This is a genomic window from Pseudoalteromonas sp. MMG024, assembly GCF_021654175.1.
In the GTDB taxonomy this organism is placed as follows: Bacteria; Pseudomonadota; Gammaproteobacteria; order Enterobacterales; family Alteromonadaceae; genus Pseudoalteromonas.
The window spans coordinates 42,723-58,960 of sequence record NZ_JAKFZO010000019.1; the positions used below are offsets into that span (position 1 = coordinate 42,723).

Annotated in this window: 14 protein-coding genes; 12 read left to right on the top strand and 2 right to left on the bottom strand. The window is 42.4% G+C overall.

What is annotated here, in order from left to right:
* The first annotated feature begins 33 nt into the window (after positions 1-33).
* The gene (pmbA, locus tag L1068_RS16775) at positions 34-1,383 is read left to right on the top strand and encodes a metalloprotease PmbA (RefSeq protein ID WP_237131171.1); all 1,350 of its coding nucleotides are present in this window, start codon (positions 34-36) and stop codon (positions 1,381-1,383) included.
* A gap of 20 nt (positions 1,384-1,403) precedes the next feature.
* Here pmbA and L1068_RS16780 read toward each other — a convergent pair whose 3' ends face one another.
* Positions 1,404-2,144 (bottom strand): ferredoxin--NADP reductase, encoded by a 741-nt coding sequence (locus tag L1068_RS16780; protein WP_237131172.1) that lies wholly within the window; start codon positions 2,142-2,144, stop codon positions 1,404-1,406.
* Positions 2,145-2,238: 94 nt separating this feature from the next.
* Between L1068_RS16780 and L1068_RS16785 the strand changes: the two genes are divergently transcribed.
* On the top strand, positions 2,239-3,126 hold the full coding sequence (locus L1068_RS16785) for a DMT family transporter (protein WP_237131173.1): 888 nt from the start codon (positions 2,239-2,241) through the stop codon (positions 3,124-3,126).
* A gap of 88 nt (positions 3,127-3,214) precedes the next feature.
* On the opposite strand, the gene L1068_RS16790 is transcribed toward L1068_RS16785, so the two are convergent.
* Positions 3,215-4,822 carry a S41 family peptidase gene (locus L1068_RS16790; RefSeq protein WP_237131174.1) on the bottom strand — a complete coding sequence of 536 codons (1,608 nt, stop codon included), beginning with the start codon at positions 4,820-4,822 and terminating at the stop codon, positions 3,215-3,217.
* Between the two features lie 389 nt (positions 4,823-5,211).
* On the opposite strand from L1068_RS16790, the gene mraZ reads away from it, so the two are divergent.
* Genes mraZ through murG form a run of 10 tightly spaced genes read left to right on the top strand, consistent with a single transcriptional unit; the run spans position 5,212 to position 16,226 of the window.
* Positions 5,212-5,670, top strand: a complete 459-nt coding sequence (gene mraZ, locus L1068_RS16795) for a division/cell wall cluster transcriptional repressor MraZ (RefSeq protein WP_010561177.1) — start codon at positions 5,212-5,214, stop codon at positions 5,668-5,670.
* A 13-nt stretch (positions 5,671-5,683) separates the two neighbouring features.
* Complete coding sequence (rsmH, locus tag L1068_RS16800; RefSeq protein WP_237131175.1) at positions 5,684-6,619, top strand: 16S rRNA (cytosine(1402)-N(4))-methyltransferase RsmH; 936 nt, start codon at positions 5,684-5,686, stop codon at positions 6,617-6,619.
* Positions 6,619-6,945, top strand: coding sequence for a cell division protein FtsL (gene ftsL, locus L1068_RS16805; RefSeq protein ID WP_054978925.1), 327 nt, complete (start codon positions 6,619-6,621; stop codon positions 6,943-6,945). The genes rsmH and ftsL overlap by 1 nt, the downstream gene beginning before the upstream one ends.
* Positions 6,942-8,789, top strand: coding sequence for a penicillin-binding transpeptidase domain-containing protein (locus L1068_RS16810; protein ID WP_237131176.1), 1,848 nt, complete (start codon positions 6,942-6,944; stop codon positions 8,787-8,789). Before ftsL ends, L1068_RS16810 begins: the two co-directional genes overlap by 4 nt.
* Entirely contained in the window at positions 8,776-10,236 is a 1,461-nt protein-coding gene (locus L1068_RS16815) for a UDP-N-acetylmuramoyl-L-alanyl-D-glutamate--2,6-diaminopimelate ligase (protein WP_237131177.1), read from the top strand. The genes L1068_RS16810 and L1068_RS16815 overlap by 14 nt, the downstream gene beginning before the upstream one ends.
* The gene (gene murF / locus L1068_RS16820; RefSeq protein WP_237131178.1) at positions 10,233-11,618 is read left to right on the top strand and encodes a UDP-N-acetylmuramoyl-tripeptide--D-alanyl-D-alanine ligase; all 1,386 of its coding nucleotides are present in this window, start codon (positions 10,233-10,235) and stop codon (positions 11,616-11,618) included. Before L1068_RS16815 ends, murF begins: the two co-directional genes overlap by 4 nt.
* Positions 11,612-12,694, top strand: a complete 1,083-nt coding sequence (mraY, locus tag L1068_RS16825) for a phospho-N-acetylmuramoyl-pentapeptide-transferase (RefSeq protein WP_010561171.1) — start codon at positions 11,612-11,614, stop codon at positions 12,692-12,694. Before murF ends, mraY begins: the two co-directional genes overlap by 7 nt.
* Positions 12,695-14,002, top strand: coding sequence for a UDP-N-acetylmuramoyl-L-alanine--D-glutamate ligase (gene murD / locus L1068_RS16830; RefSeq protein WP_237131179.1), 1,308 nt, complete (start codon positions 12,695-12,697; stop codon positions 14,000-14,002). It abuts the gene before it with no gap.
* Positions 13,999-15,171, top strand: a complete 1,173-nt coding sequence (gene ftsW, locus L1068_RS16835) for a cell division protein FtsW (RefSeq protein ID WP_237131180.1) — start codon at positions 13,999-14,001, stop codon at positions 15,169-15,171. The genes murD and ftsW overlap by 4 nt, the downstream gene beginning before the upstream one ends.
* A complete protein-coding gene (murG, locus tag L1068_RS16840) occupies positions 15,168-16,226 on the top strand; it encodes an undecaprenyldiphospho-muramoylpentapeptide beta-N-acetylglucosaminyltransferase (RefSeq protein WP_237131181.1) in 1,059 nt (352 codons plus the stop codon). The genes ftsW and murG overlap by 4 nt, the downstream gene beginning before the upstream one ends.
* Positions 16,227-16,238: the final 12 nt, after the last annotated feature.

The window sequence follows — 16,238 nt, forward strand, 5'->3', positions numbered from 1 at the left end:
TAAAAAAATATTTAAATTTAAACTCATTTTCCTATGCAAGCAGACTCTAACGATCCAATTTTTCAGCGCCTCAATGAAGTTAAGCAAGCGGTGAGCGAAGCGCTCGATTACGCAAAACAGTTAGGCGCAAGCTCTGCTGAAGCAGCAATGTCGAGTACCTCAGGTTTATCTGTTTCAACCCGTTTAGGCGAACTTGAAACGATTGAATATAACCAAGACGGTGCCCTTGGCATTAGTGTTTATGTAGGAAATAAAAAAGGCTCAGCGTCAACCGCAGATTTAAGCCCTGATGCGCTAAAAACAGTTGTATCGAAAGCAGTTGAGATTGCTAAATATACTTCAGAAGATCCATGTAATGGCATCGCTGATAAAGAGTTGCTTGATTTTGCTCCGCAAGATCTTGATTTGTATCACCCATGGCAAGTAACCGCTGAGCAAGGAATTGACTTGTGTAAACAAGCTGAAGCGGCAGCAATGCAGTTTGATAGTCGTATTAGTAATTCAGATGGCGCTAGTTTTTCTAGCCACAATGGCCTGCGTGTATATGGCAATAGTTATGGTCAATTAGTAGGGTTTCCGCGCAGTCGTCATAGCATTAGCTGTATGGTAATTGGCGAAGAAAATGGCATGATGCAACGCGATTCAGCGTATACCATCGCACGTAAACAAGAAGGGTTAAGTAGCGCTGAAAGTGTTGGTATTGAAGCGGCAGAAGAAACAATCGCACGTTTAAATTGTCGTCGTATTCCAACGGGTAAGTATCCGGTTGTGTTTCGCGCTGATATCGCCAGCTCGCTATTTGGCCACTTAGTTTCAGCCATTGGTGGTGGTGCACTTTATCGCAAATCGAGTTTCTTGCTTGATAGCTTAGGTAGCCAAGTGTTTAGCGATAAAGTGAATATTCAGGAGCGTCCGCATATTTTAGGTGGCTTAGCATCTTCAGCTGTAGACAGTGAGGGGGTTAAAACTATAGATCGTGAAATCATTAAAGGTGGTGAGTTACAAACTTACTTATTAGCAAGTTATGCATCACGCAAACTTGGTATGCAGGCAACAGGCCATGCGGGTGGTATTCACAACTGGTTAGTAGAGGCCTCGCATCAAGATTTAAAAAATGTGCTTAATGAAATGGGCACAGGCTTGTTAGTAACAGAGGTTATGGGTCAAGGTGTTAATATTGTCACCGGCGATTATTCACGCGGTGCAGCTGGCTTTTGGGTAGAAAATGGTGAAATTCAATACCCAGTAAGTGAAGTTACCATTGCCGGAAACCTAAAAGACATGTTCTTAAAAGTGGCGGCAATTGGCGGTGATGTTGATGTGCGCGGCAGCATTCAAACAGGCTCAATTTTGATTGAGAGTATGTCTATTGCCGGTGAGTAGCCGGCCTTAATTACGACAATTTACCAATATTGCTCCACGGTAATATTTCCAGGCTTTGCGCGGCGATTTAGCGTAAAGCCTAAATCTAATAGTAATTGCGTTGTTTCTTTGACCATTTCAGGATTTCCACAAAGCATAAACTGACTGTTTTGTGGCGTTGGCATTATTTCAGCGTGGTTAAATAACTCACCTGAGGTTATCGCATTAGTAATGCGACCTTGCAGCCCATCGGGCCACTTCTCTTGACTGATAACGGGCACAAACGTCAGTGGATGATTGCTACACAGGTCGCAAATTTGCTGCTGATAAACTAAGTCTGTGTGTTTACGTACCCCGTGAACAAGCACAACATGTTTATACTTTTGCCAAATCCCATCATCACCTAGCATAGATAAAAAAGGGCCGATCGCCGTGCCTGTCGCTAATAGCCATAATGTGTCAGATACTGGCACCTCATCTAACGTAAAAAAACCAGAGGCTTGTTCAGCTATTTGCAATGTATCCCCTTTTTTTAAATCAGAAAGCGGTGGTGAAAGTAATCCGTCTTTCACAGTAACCAGTAAAAACTCGTGAAGGTTATTGTTTGACGGTGTATTGACGAAAGAATATGCACGGGCGACTTTTTTATCTTCAATTGTCATTGCAAGTTTAGTAAATTGCCCTGCTTTATAACTTGGTAATGATGCAGACACGGTTAAACTAAATAGCTTGTCGTTCCACCACTTGATATGAGTAACTTGTCCATCAATCCAATTTGCCATAATTTGCTCTCAACGTTTATTTGGGGCTACGTTAACTGTGGCAGCTGCGCTGAGAATTTCAATCTGGTGGAAAGAATTTTATTGAGGAAATAGTATGTTAGGTGAAGTGGCAGCGTTAGCTGCGGCTTTTTTTTGGGCACTAGCAAGCCTGCTGTATGGTCGTTTTAGTCATCACTTTAGTGCCTTGCAGCTTAATTTGGTTAAAGGTGTTATTGCTGCATCATTAATGCTGCTTACGCTGCCTTTACTGCCAAATGTGGAGTTTTGTTTATCGCCTGAGCATATAGGGATTTTGTTATTTTCAGGTGTGATAGGTATTGCTATTGGTGATAGTGCTTATTTTGCATCATTAAAGCGCATAGGCGTAAATAAAACTCTCTTGCTAGAATCTATAGCCCCGCCACTTTCCGGAATTTTAGCGGTATTAATACTTGGTAGCTTATTAACTTGGCAGAGTTGGTTAGGTGTGTTGGTAACGACCTTTGCGGTAGCCTTAGTGGTGATGCAGCCTGAAACCCATACCCAAAAAGTGAATGCAGCTGGCATAGGCTTTGGTCTATTAGCCAGTGTTTGCCAAGCCTCGGGCGTGGTGATTTCTCATTATGCGCTTGTTGCTGGCGATATTGAGCCGTTACTAGGTGCAGTACTTAGACTACTTGCAGGTGTGGGCGTGCTGCTCTTAACCCTTGTACTGATTAAACGACAACAGTTAGCCCAGCTAGTTACTGGTTTTTCAAAAATGGCACAGCGTGAGTTTGTATTACTGTTACTTGCCATTGTGGTGGGCACTTTCTTAACGCTTTGGTTGCAGCAAATTGCACTTAAATATGCGAATCCGGCTGTAGCGCAAACGTTAATTGCCACATCACCTTTATTTATTTTGTTGTTTTCAATTTTAAAAGGGCAAATTCCTTCTGGAAAAACGCTGTTTGGCACTGTGCTTGCGGTTGGCGGGATTTCGTTGTTTTTTATTTTCCGGTAATTGATATGAAAAAATGCTGTGAAGAAGGTATATGAATAAAAAAGGTGGCATGGCCACCTTTTTCTAGCGTTAATAAATAAACCGCCGTTTATTTATTTGTAGTCTCAAGAGGCGTAAAGATCGCATTATTTTCAATCATTTGTTGCGTACGATCTTGTGGCATTTTAAGAGGGTGCCCAACAACTTGTTTAGTCGTTGTTGATGTCTTTGGTGCATAGTTTGCAGCAATTGGTGGGCAGCTGCCTCGTTCGATGTGGTAAAGCGCAGCTGATAGCATGCCTTCTGAAATATCACCGAGTGGACGAGTTAAGTCATCACTTACCGTACAACCGCGCACTTCGTTTTGGAAGTTAGGATTTTGCTTAGGGATTAGTCCATCAGAGTACTCACCAAAACCTTTATCATTTACACCGCTAAACTGAATTGTGAAATAAGTTGTGCTGCAATTATCGGTTGGAACAAAGCCATAAGGCTTACCACATGTTTGGCCACCAATTAACACAACATCTAAATCAATGCCTTTTAATCCGTTAATTAGTGCTTCACTCGCTGAACAAGTTGAATCACTCGATAACACGTATACTTTATTAAGGCCTACGGTTGGTAAATCGATGTTCGTTAAATTACCGTTTTGCCAATCAATTTTTTTATCATAGAAGCCGATAGTTTCATCGTTAGACCATTTGCCATTGTACTTAAGCGTATAATAATCTCGGTTTTGCGTATTCACATCACCGGCAATCATATAAGCCAGCTGTGAAGAAAGCGCGAGTAAACCACCGCCGTTGTATCTTAAATCAACTACCAGCTCACTAACATTTTGGTTCCTAAATTGGGTGAACTTGTTGATTAGATCATCTTGCGCGTCGCTGATATTAAATGTATCGAATTGAATATAGCCAACCGTTTTACCAGCATGGACAAAGGTATTGGTCGCTTTGACTGGCGAAAGATCGTAACTACCAGATGTAACTGTAATGGTTCTTTCCGCGCCAAATACATCTTTTACTGTTATGTCATGGCTTTGACCATTATTTGTCGGAAACAAACCAGCATTAAGTGTTTCAACATCATTGCCATTTAAGAAATCAGCACCATCCACTTTGATGATCTGATCGCCACGTATAAAGCCCGCTGTATCTGCAGGTGAACCTGGTTCAATAGTTGCCACATACAATGTGCGTGGAAGCGTGAAACGACCTTCTTCATCGAGGTTACGCGCTTGCCAGCGAATGCCATATCCTGAAGATGCACTGCCTTGAGTGCGCTTACGGTATTCAGCGGTATCTTGTGCGAAGTGGAAATTATCTTTATCTGCACCTGAGCTGGTTTTGGCAAATGTTTTAAGTACCTCGAAATAAGCCTGTGGTGTACTGTAATTGGCAAGATCGACATCTTCAACTTCATCGAACCAGAGGTATGATTCATGGTTCCATGAACGTAACCACATTTTTTCATCTGTGAGTGTACCAGCACGGTCTTTATAAACTTCATTGGTATAAGGATCAGATCCAGTACGAACAACGGCACATTTATTCGCAAATATCTCTTTTGCTTTAAACTCACCGGCAACCCATGAATTATCGCCGCCACCAATATCATTATCTGAGTCTGAGCCTGAGTCCCCATTACAGGCTACTAACATCGACATTGATAACGCTAAGGTAATTCCTTTTTGCAATTTGCTGAACTTCATAAATATTTCCTTAAATAAGATCGCAATTTATCATCACAAAATATCAGAGGGTCAAAATAACAACAACTGTTTACAGTTAAAGTTTGTAAAAGAACGATCTGTTATGCGCATGCTTATTTTCTTAAACCATAAATATTCGATCGCTTTTTGTGCAAAAAGTTTCAATGCTAGGCTAGTAAAGGCCTGATCTAAGATCTCCCTCCACATTTTTCCACTAAATTCATTAACTTTGCTCTAGCCCTTATCAATAAAGGGCTAGCGAGAAAAATATTATTGTTACAATTCTTGACAAATACCTGTGTCAAGCCCTAGACTCTAACGTTGTGGAGAAAAGTGGTAAAAAATGGATCTCAGTGGATCGGCACTAATAAAAAAATGGGAACGCTTACATGTTTCGTGGCGCACATGCAATTAACCTCGACGATAAAGGACGCTTGGCAATACCAACCAAGTTTCGTGCTTTATTGCAGGCAGATTGCGAAGGCCAGTTAGTGTGCACAATTGATTTAAAAGATCCCTGTCTTTTGTTGTATCCGCTAAGTGAATGGCAAGAAGTTGAGCAAAAACTGAGTCAATTATCGAATATGGTTGAAGCGGAACGTCGCGTTAAACGTATTTTACTTGGTAGTGCGATGGAATGTCAGCTTGATAAAAACGGCAGAATTTTATTGTCATCTCCACTTCGAGCGCATGCAGGGCTCAATAAAAAATTAATGTTAGTTGGTCAACTCAATAAGTTTGAGCTTTGGGATGAAGATACTTGGAATGAAAAATTACAACAAGATATCGCCCAAGAACAGCAAAAAGATCTGACCGTTAGCGAACGACTACAAGATTTCAATTTTTAATAATAGGCGCCTTATGTCTCAAAGCCAACAGCATATCTCCGTGTTACTCGACGAAACGATCGAGGCTTTAGATATTAAGCCAAACGGTATTTACATCGATGGTACCTTTGGTCGTGGCGGCCATTCGGGCGAAATTTTAAAACGCCTAGGTGAGCAAGGACGACTCGTTGCGGTAGATCGCGACCCAACGGCAATTGAAGCGGCGAAAAAGTTTGCCGATGATGCGCGCTTTCAGATTGTGCATGATCGCTTTTCAAATATCCGTCAGGTAGCCGAAAACCTCAATTTGTTAAATCAGGTTGATGGTATTTTGCTAGATATTGGTGTTTCAAGTCCACAGCTTGATGAAGCAGACCGTGGTTTTAGCTTTATGCACGATGGTCCACTGGATATGCGTATGGACCCTAGTTCTGGCCGCAGTGCAGCGCAGTGGTTGGCAGAAGCGGAACTAGAAGACATCACTTTTGTGATTAAGAAGTATGGCGAAGAAAAATTTGGTCGCCGTATTGCAACCAAAATTATTGAAACGCGCGATGAGCATCCAATCACAACGACTAAGCAATTAGCAAAGTTAGTTGATGAAGCAGTACCAGTAAAAGATAAGCACAAGCATCCAGCAACGCGTACGTTTCAGGCAATTCGAATTTATATCAACAGTGAGCTTGAAGAAATCACCACGGCATTACAAGGCTCGCTTGATGTACTTAAGCAAGATGGCCGTTTAGCGGTAATTTCGTTCCATTCGCTCGAAGATCGCATTGTTAAGCAATTTATTAAAAAGCAAAGCAAAGGCGAAGCAGTACCGCGAGGCCTTCCGCTTACTGATGAACAGTTAAAACAAAACCTAACGTTAAAAGCGATAGGTAAGGCTATTAAACCGAGCGAGCAAGAAATAGCTCGCAATAGCCGTGCGCGCAGCTCCGTACTTAGGATCGCTAAGAGGTTGTAGTGGCTAGTAAAAATAATACGCGTCAGCCAAACCTGTTTATCGAGATCACTAAGGGACTTTTTAGGGAGAAAGTCACTTTGGGGCTGCTTTTTTCTATTTTTGCTTCGGCATTTGCCGTAGTGATGGTTACCGATGCGTCACGCGCGGAAGTGATCAAACAAGATACGTTGTTACAACAAAAAGATGAATTAGATTTGGCATGGGGCTATTTAGTTGTAGAAAGTGAATTCTACGCACAGCATGCCCGAGTGGAAGATATCGCCAAGAAAAAACTTAATATGAAACGACCAGAACGCAAGGATGAAAAGCTGGTGGTATTACCATGAAACGACATACTACTAAACCAAAACAAGGCAGCTTAATTCGCTGGCGATACTTATTGGTATGTGCCACGATTTTTGCCGTATTTGCAACACTGGTTGCACGCGCCGCTTATATTCAGGTTATCGAACCTGATTTTGCCGTGTCTGAAAATGATAAACGTACGGTACGCGTGGAAAAGGTTAATGTACAGCGTGGTTTAATTTTAGATCGCCATGGTAACGAACTGGCGATTAGCGTACCGGTTGTAAGTGTATACGGTGACCCAAAACAACTTGATAAGGCCTTAACAGCCAAGGTTTATAGTCTTGCGCGCAAGCATGCGAGAGAAAATCAGCTCGATATTAAACAAGCGGTCAAAGCATTAGATGATGATCCCGCACGTGTTGCAAAAGAAAAAATTGAAATCTATAACAGCGATTCGCGCTGGCAGGATCTCGCTGAAGTATTACGCCTGCAAAAGCCGTTAATTGATGGAAAACTAACAAGCGATAACACCCGCCGCTTTGTGTATTTAAAGCGTCAGGTAACTCCACCGGTAGCACGCTATATTTCAGAATTAAAACTGCCTGGAATTTACCTACTCGACGAATCAAAACGCTTTTACCCAGCGGGTGAAGTAACTGCGCACGTACTTGGCTTTACTAACATCGATGGTGAAGGCATCGAAGGTATTGAAAAACTTTACAATGAAGCGTTAACCGGAGAAGCTGGTAAACGTACCATTCGTAAAGACGCACAAGGTAGAGAAATAGAAATTCTTGACGAGCGTGCGCGTATTGAGCCTGAAAATATCCAATTGAGCATTGATCAGCGCATTCAATCACTGGCTTACCGTTCTTTAAAATCAGCAGTTCTGAGTTATAAAGCAACGTCGGGTAGCGCTATGGTTGTTGATGTGACGACTGGCGAAGTGCTAGCTATGGTGAATAGCCCGTCATTCAATCCAAATAATTTAAAAGATGCGGCGCCACATAAACGCCGTAACCGCGCAATTACTGACTTATTTGAGCCTGGCTCAACGTTAAAGCCTATTTCGGTTTTAGCTGGACTAGAGTATGGCACCATCGATTTTGATACCGTGATTAATACAAAAGGGTGGATGCGTGTTGGCGGCAGTATTGTTACCGATGGTAAGAACAATGGCTCAATGGATCTGCGTACAATTTTACAAAAATCGTCAAATGTGGGTGTATCGAAAATAGCACAAACTATGCCTAAACAAGACTTTATTAGTTTCTTCCAACGTTTAGGTTTTGGCGAGGAAACTGGCACGGGTATGGTTGGTGAAAGCGATGGCTTATTTACACCGCATGGTCGTTGGTCTGATTTTGAGGTGGCAACATTAGCATATGGTTACCGAATTTCAGTAAGTACCGCGCAAATGGCGCGTGCATATGCAGCTATCGGTTCCGGTGGCATTAACCGTCCTCTGACGATTTTAAAACAAGAAGGCGAAGTGCATGGCGACCGCGTGTTTGAACAGCGTAATGCGTATGCGGTGCTTGAAATGATGGAAAGCGTGTTTGAACGTGGCGGAACTGCTAGGCGTGTAAAGCTTGATGGCTATCGCGTTGGAGCTAAAACTGGTACGTCGAAAAAAGCAGCATTTGGCGGCTATGGTGATGAATATGTAGGTTACTTTGCTGGAATTGCCCCAGTATCTGACCCGCGTTTAGCGGTTGTTGTGATGATTAATGAACCTGGCGGTGACGTTTATTATGGTGGTGATGTTGCCGGCCCAGCATTTTCTGAAATTATGTCTGGATCGCTGCGAATTTTAAATGTTGCACCGGATCTTGAGGCAGTGGCGCAACTAACTCAACGGCAGGACTATGTTACCTATTGATCGCGCATTGCTCGCAATAGGTGAACCTAGCTGCGGCATTGAAACACATAAACTGACTTTAGACAGCCGGGCCATAGCGCCCGGTACTGCGTTTATTGCGATTAAAGGTCATCAACTCGATGGTTCACGCTTTATCGATAACGCTTTGGCGGCAGGTGCTGCGCTAGTGCTTGTTGATAGCGAGTGTCAATATCAACCAAATCTAGCGAATGTACAGGTTATTGATGGCTTAGCGAATAAGCTGAGCCTTTTTGCGAGTGCTTTTTACGGCGAGCCGAGTACACAATTTAAGTTAGTTGGCGTTACAGGTACTAATGGTAAATCTACCGTAACGAGCATGATCGCAAACCTCGCCAGTGCAGAAGAAGCTAAAACAGGTGTTATTGGTACTCTCGGCTGGGGTCAAACCGAGCAGCTTACGCCACTTGCAAACACCACACCTTCAGCCATTGACCTACAAGATTTATTTTGGCAAATGCGCGATTATGAATTAGTGGCAATGGAAGTATCGTCTCATGGTTTAGTGCAACAGCGCGTGGCGCATAGTGCATTTGATATTGCGGTGTTTACTAATTTAAGTCGTGACCATCTTGATTATCATGGCACTATGTTCGCTTATGGCGAGGCAAAATTATCATTACTAACAAATTTCTCTACGAAATGTAATGTCGTTAATTTTGACGATGCACAAGTAAAGCAATGGCTCGCAGAAGATCGTATTCCTAACCCAGTTCTATTTGGTGAAAACCTGCCAACCGATATTAGCTATCCGTTTGTTTCATTTGATAATGCAAAGTATTCAAAACAAGGCTTATGTTGTGATATTCGCTCAAGCTGGGGAAGTCAAAAAGTTACCGTACCTTTGTTTGGTAAGTTTAATTTATATAACTTAACCGCTGCACTCGCGACATTACTGAATTTAACATATGACTTTAATTGGTTAATTGATAAAATTGCCCAATTAGATGCGGTAGTCGGAAGAATGCAAGCTTTCAGCGCAGATAATAAACCTACCTGTATTGTCGATTACGCCCATACACCAGATGCCCTTGAACAAGCATTGATTGCATTGTCGGAACATGTTGGCAGCAATATCACGTGTGTGTTTGGCTGTGGTGGTGACAGAGACAAAGGTAAACGCCCACTAATGGCGCAAATCGCTGAAAAGTATGCAAATAAAGTAATTGTTACTAACGATAATCCGCGTACAGAGGATGAAGAAGCAATTACCGCAGACATTTTAGCTGGATTTGCAGCTGCTGAACGAGCTGTGGTTGAGCATGATCGCTACCAAGCTATCGCGCATGCGATTGCCACCACCTCTGCTGATGGCATTATTTTAATTGCTGGCAAAGGCCACGAAGACTACCAAATAATAGGCACTAACACGCTGCACTTTAGTGACAGCTTAGTTGCACAGCAGATTTTAAAAGGGGAAAGCGCATGATTACGGCTGATCTAAACTGGATTGCAGACGTCTTAGGTGTGTCATACCGCGGCGAAAATGTAGCATTTTCAACAATTGTAACCGATTCAAGAAAGTTACAAGCAGGCGAAGTGTTTTTAGCACTTAAAGGACCAAACTTTGATGGCCATAAATTCGCCCAAACAGCACAAGAATTAGGTGCTAAAGCGCTGATTGTTGAAGTAGAGCAAGATGTCGATATCCCTCAGTTTATCGTTGAAAACTCTCGTCTTGCATTAGGTAAGTTAGGCGCAGCTGTGATGGCTAAAGTGAGCCCTAAAACTGTCGCGATGACGGGAAGTGTAGGTAAAACCACAGTAAAAGAAATGACCGCGGCGATTTTATCGCAGCTCGGTGAAGTACTGGCGACCGATGGTAATTTTAATAACGATATTGGTGTACCTCTTACGCTGTTGCGATTAGAAGAAAAGCACCAGTATGCGGTGATTGAACTGGGTGCAAATCATTTGGGTGAAATTGCCTATACCACTGATTTAGTAAAACCACATGTAGCGGCGATTACCAATGTGGCGGAAGCGCATTTAGAAGGTTTTGGTGATTTATTTGGTGTAGCGCGTGCAAAAGGCGAAATTTTCTTAGGCTTACCTGAAAATGGTGTTGCAGTAGTTAATGCCGATAGTGAGTTTATTGACTATTGGTTAGCACGCCTTGAAGACAAACAGGTAACTCAGTTCTCAGCAACACAGCACAAAGATATTTGGGCTGAAAATATAATATTAGATGATTTTGGTCGTGCAAGCTTTGACTTAGTTTATAAAGGTGAAGCGGTGCGAGTTGATTTGCCGATTCCAGGTTCACACAATGTCACTAACAGCTTAGTTGCTTCAGCGTTGGTACTTCCGCTGGATGTTAGCTTAAAACAAGTTGCATCTGGCTTAAGTAATATGCCGCAGGTAAAAGGGCGCGTGAATATTATTGAGGTCTCGCAAAAGCTGACTCTTATCGATGATAGCTACAATGCTAATCCAGGTTCGGTTCGTGCGGCAATTGACCTGTTAAGCGGTATTAACGGCAAAAAAATACTGGTTTTAGGTGATATGGCTGAACTTGGTGAAGATGCACGTGTCTATCACCAAGAAGTAGGCGAATACGCCAGAGATAAAGGCATAGATCATGTATATACATTAGGTGTGCTCAGTCAATCGGCGAGTGATGTGTTTGAACAACCTGGCCGCCACTTCTCAACCCGCGAAAAACTTGTCGATGCGTTAAAGCAGGCGTTACTTAACGATGCAGCTAGCGGTAGTGAGCGTACAACAATTTTGATAAAGGGTTCGCGTAGTTCTCGAATGGAACTACTTGTAGACGAGCTCAATAATAAGAAAGGTGAACAGTCATGTTAATGTGGTTGGCTGAATATTTAACACAATTTTACTCAGGCTTTAACGTTTTTTCGTACTTAACGTTTCGCTCTATTTTAGGTGTGTTAACCGCACTTATGCTGTCGCTTTATTTTGGTCCAAAATTGATTCGTCGTTTACAGCTAATGCAAATTGGCCAAACTGTACGTGATGACGGTCCAGAATCGCATTTATCTAAATCAGGCACGCCAACAATGGGTGGCATTTTGATTTTAGGTTCTATTTTTGCCAGTACATTGTTATGGGCTGACTTAAGCAACCGTTATGTATTAGTCACATTATTTGTTATCGGCTCACTTGGTGTGGTGGGGTTTATTGATGACTACCGTAAAGTAGTGCGCAAAAACACTGACGGCCTGATTGCGCGTTGGAAATACTTTTGGCAGTCAGTAATCGCCTTAACTGCCGGTGCATTTTTATTTTACAGTGCTGCGTTACCGCAAGAAACTGCGCTTGTTGTGCCTTTCTTTAAAGAAGTAATGCCACAGCTTGGCTTGTTTTACATTGTAATGGCTTACTTTGTAATTGTTGGTACATCAAACGCCGTTAATTTAACCGATGGATTAGATGGATTAGCTATTGTACCTACGATTTTAGTTGCCGGCGCATTTGCATTTATTGCGTACGTAACCAGTAACGTTAATTTTGCCAACTACCTACATATTCCTTATATCCCAGAGGCGAGCGAATTAGTTGTTCTGTGCACTGCGATTGTGGGGGCGGGTTTAGGTTTCTTATGGTTTAACACATATCCAGCGCAAGTATTTATGGGCGATGTAGGTTCGCTTGCGCTAGGTGGTGCACTTGGCATTATCGCCGTATTAGTACGACAAGAATTGGTACTCGTGATTATGGGTGGTGTTTTTGTAATGGAAGCACTATCGGTTATTTTGCAGGTGGGCTCGTACAAGTTACGCGGCCAACGTATATTTCGCATGGCACCCATACACCATCACTATGAATTAAAGGGTTGGCCAGAGCCACGCGTTATTGTGCGTTTTTGGATTATTTCGGTGGTATTAGTTTTAGCCGGTTTAGCAACATTAAAGCTGAGATAAATGAATTATTTAGACGAACTTAAAAACAAAAAAATTATTGTGCTTGGGCTGGGTGTATCCGGTCTGAGCACAATGCGTTTTTTCGCTCGTAAAAATATTGCGTTTAGCGTTGTGGATAGTCGTGATTTGCCACCTAACGCTGATATTGCTAAACAGCTTGCAACAGATACACATTTTGGCGCCCTTAACGATACGTTATTTAAAAACGTTGATTTAATCGTTATTAGTCCAGGTATTGCGCTTTTTAACATGTATATACAAGATGCAGTAACCCGTGGTGTAGAAGTGATTGGCGATGTTGAGCTATTTGCTCGGATTAATACCAAAGCTGTGTATGCGGTAACAGGCTCTAATGGTAAGTCGTCAGTGGTTACACTAACGCGCGATGTATTAAAGCAAGCGGGTTATAAAGTGGCACTTGCAGGCAACATTGGTACACCGGTACTGGATGTTATTGACCAAGATTACGATTGCTATGTATTGGAGCTATCGAGCTTTCAATTAGAGACAACGCATTCGTTAGTGTGTGAAGCAAGTTGCGTGCTCAACATTAGCGAAGATCATATGGATCGTTACGACAGCCTTGGTGATTATGCTTACGCTAAACAGCGCATTCATTTACACAGTAAACACGTGGTTGTTAATTTTGATGATGCATTAACTCATTGTGAGCAAACGCCAAGTGTTAGTTTTGGTGCGCAACAAGGTGATTACACGATTTCGCAGCAATACTTTAATGTACACGGCAAACAAATGCTGAGTACTGACGAGCTAAAAGTGATTGGATTACACAACCAATTCAACGCGCTTGCAGTTATGGCGCTGTTAGAAAATCTTAAACTGCCAGTTGATGTGTTTAAAACGGCGTTTAATCAGTTCTCAGGGCTTTCTCATCGCTGCCAATTAGTATGTGAAGATAACGGCGTACTTTATGTCAATGACTCCAAAGCGACGAATGTTGGTGCAACACAAGCTGCATTAACAAGCTTAGCCACAGGTAAAAATATAATTTTATTAGCGGGCGGTGTTGGCAAAGATGCCGATTTTTCACCGTTAAAAGTTGATATTGAAACGACCGTTAAACAGCTTATTACGTTTGGTAAAGATAAAGCCCAGATAGCAGCGTTATGTGAAAGCGCAAACCAGACAAACTCACTTGAAGATGCCGTATTACAGGCGAAGGCTATCGCTGTTTCGGGGGATATAGTATTGCTTGCTCCTGCGTGTGCGAGTTTTGACATGTTTAACAGCTTTGAACATCGCGGCGATGCATTTGTAGAGTTGGTTAACAAGGCGGTGAAATCATGAAGGTGATTGAGTTTTTAAAAGCGCAATTTCATGTGCGCTCGAATACACTTTACGATATTCCACTTATTTATTGCATGGTTATTTTGGCTGGTGTTGGTTTTATTATGGTAACCAGCGCGTCGATGCCAACTGCAATTCGTATGTTTGATAACCCCTTCCATTTCACCATTCGCCACGTTGTGTATTTAGTGTTGAGTATGAGTTTGTTGATGATCTCAACCAGCTTACCGATGAGTTTTTGGAAAAAGGCCAATTTACCGCTGTTGCTGGCGGGTGTACCTATGTTAATCGCGGTACTGGTTATTGGTCGTGAAGTAAACGGTTCAACGCGTTGGATTGGTTTAGGGCCTATTAATATTCAAGTATCTGAAGTTGCTAAATTATTTTTCTTTTGTTATCTCGCTGGTTACTTGGTTCGCAAAAAATCTGAAGTACAAGAAAACTTAAAAGGCTTTATTAAACCGTTGGCTGTTTTTACGGTTTATGCGTTTTTGATTTTGATGCAGCCCGACTTGGGTACGGTAGTAGTAATGTTTGTAACAACTGTAGGTTTGCTGTTCTTAGCGGGCGCACGTTTGTGGCAATTCTTTGCTTTGATGATGGCAGGTGTTGGCCTAGTAGTGTTACTGATAGCCAGCTCACCTTATCGTCGTGCACGTATTACTGGCTTTATGGATCCTTGGGATGACCCGTTTGGTAAGGGTTATCAATTGGTTCAGTCGTTAATGGCATACAGTCGTGGTGATTGGTTTGGTCAAGGGTTAGGTAATAGCGTGCAAAAACTACAATATTTGCCTGAAGCGCACACCGATTTTATTTTTGCGATTTTAGCCGAAGAGACCGGATTTATCGGCGTATTAAGCGTGTTAACTGTGTTATTTGTGCTGATTTTTAGAGCGCTAAATATTGGCTTCAATGCCCTTAAAGCAGGTAAAGACTACGAAGGTTATTTGGCGCTAGGTATCGCAATTTGGTTCGCCTTTCAAAGTATGGTTAACGTTGGGGCGAGCGCGGGTATTTTACCTACTAAAGGTCTGACTTTGCCATTCGTATCGTATGGTGGTTCAAGTTTATTAGTAATGACGGTTGCAGCCGGCATTTTATTGCGTGTTGATTTTGAGGTGAAAATGGCGACGAAACAAGCCACTGTAAGAGGGCGAAAATCATGAGTAAGAAAATAATGATTGTCGCTGGTGGCACAGGGGGGCATATTTTCCCCGGGATCGCCGTAGCAAATTATCTGCAAGAGCAAGGTTGGCAAGTAGTATGGTTAGGCACGTCCGACCGAATGGAAGCGGATGTTGTACCGCGTCACGGCATTGATATTCGCTACATTGATGTCAAAGGGGTGCGCGGTAATGGCATTATGCGTTTGCTAAAAGCGCCTTTTATGGTGGCTAAAGCGATATTGCAAGCACGTAAAGTGATGAAACAAGAAAAGCCAAATGTATTACTTGGCATGGGTGGTTATGTAACTGGACCTGCTGGTGTTGCTGCAAAGTTATTAGGTATTCCGGTGCTAATTCATGAGCAAAATGCGGTTGCTGGGCTTAGCAACAAGTTGCTTGCCAAAATGGCAAATCAAGTGATGGCGGCGTTTCCTTCGGCATTTGATAGCGCAAAATGCAAAATCATTGGCAATCCCGTTCGCAGCAGTGTTGCAACAGCTCAAGTAGAGAAAGACAGCGAGTGCTGCAATATTTTGGTGGTTGGCGGCTCGTTAGGTGCAAAAGTATTTAATGATCAATTACCTGATGTATTTAAAACGCTGGCACAAGAAAGTAAATTGGCTATTTTCCATCAAACTGGCAAAGGTCACTTGGCGGAAGTATCCAAACGCTATGAAAAAATGGCGCTTAACGCACAGGTGAGCGAGTTTATTCATGATATGGATAAAGCTTATGCGTGGGCAGATATTGTTGTATGTCGCGCTGGCGCATTAACAGTAAGCGAAGTTGCTGCCGCGGGGAAAATGGCTGTGTTTGTGCCATTTCCATATGCCGTTGATGATCATCAAACTGCAAACGCCAATTACCTTGTAGCGCAACAAGCTGCGTTACTCATTCAGCAAAAAGATATGACGCAAGACGACCTAGTTGCCTTGCTAAAACCCTATGTTCAAGATAAGTCACGGGTATTAAAAATGGCTGAAAAAGCAAAAGCAGCAGCCAAATTAGATGCAACACGCGATGTTGCAAATTTATGTATCGAATTTAGTAAGTAAGAGTAGAACATT